Below are 1,045 nucleotides of genomic sequence, written 5' to 3'. Positions count from 1 at the left end.
TGGGTGCTGTGATTACAGGGACGGCTGGCGCGCTCTGATCAACAGTCACTTGAGTTGGTGATGATGAGTTACCGTTTTCATCGGTCACAATCACACTGATCACATCGCCATCGGCTGGCAATGGATTAACCGGAGAACAAGAGAAGTTACCTGAACCATCGGCAGTGGTTGAACAAATCAAATTGCCCATGTCATCATAGACCGTGATGTCACCATTAGGAATGGTTGTACCTTCAACCGGATCACCATCGGTTGGATCCACGTTTGGCGCTGCAGGTGCAGTGACATTGGGATCAAACACAGTGGTTGAAGCTGGCGGTGAAGGTTGTAAGGCACCTTGGGTGGCCGTTACATTGATCACATCACCAGTGGTTGGAGTCGGTGTTGGGTTGATACAAATCCAGTCACCAGCTGCATCGGCTGAGATGGGGTCGTTGTCACAAGTGATACCCACTACGTTGATGATTGAGCCTGCAATGGCAGTACCGGTGATTTCAACATCGCCATTGGCCACAGAGTTGATGTGTGGTGCAACAGATTGTGTATTTGAATCACCCACAGTGGCTGTACCAGGACCTGACTCATTACCAGCAGGGTCGGTGGCCGTTGCACTGATGACATCACCAGGAGTTAGGGGAGCCGTTGAGGTTACATCACAACTCCAAACGCCATTCACATCAGCAAAGACTGGGTCATTGTCACAAACCACACCGGTTAAGGTGATCAGTGCACCTGGCTCAGATAAGCCAGTGACTGGGTTGGTGTTTTCATTGACCGGATCAATAGATGGTGCAGTCGGTGCAGTGGTATCAAGCACCAATTCACCTGAAGTTAGATCAGGCGCAGAGGTGTTACCAGCAGCATCAGTTGCCGTTGCTGTGACATCATTGGCACCGTTGGTGTCCAAACTCAATACGCCAGAATCAGGTGCTTGGGTATCAAGATCAATACTCCAAACGCCCGTTGGGCTGGCTGTGGTTGTATAAGTGGCACCGCCGACTTGAACGGTCACTGTACTGTTGGCCTCAGCCGTACCTGAAATCAC

At 50.8% G+C, this 1,045-nt stretch carries 1 protein-coding gene; it reads right to left on the bottom strand.

From position 1 onward, the window contains the following. On the bottom strand, positions 1–1,045 hold a 1,045-nt coding region (locus CCS90_RS14810), incomplete at both ends, for an Ig-like domain-containing protein (RefSeq protein WP_257205629.1).

It is taken from the genome of Marinicella litoralis (assembly GCF_002591915.1).
Taxonomy (GTDB): Bacteria; Pseudomonadota; Gammaproteobacteria; order Xanthomonadales; family Marinicellaceae; genus Marinicella; species Marinicella litoralis.
The sequence above is the reverse complement of the archived record's forward strand: the minus strand, read 5'-3'. Positions and strand labels throughout refer to the sequence as shown.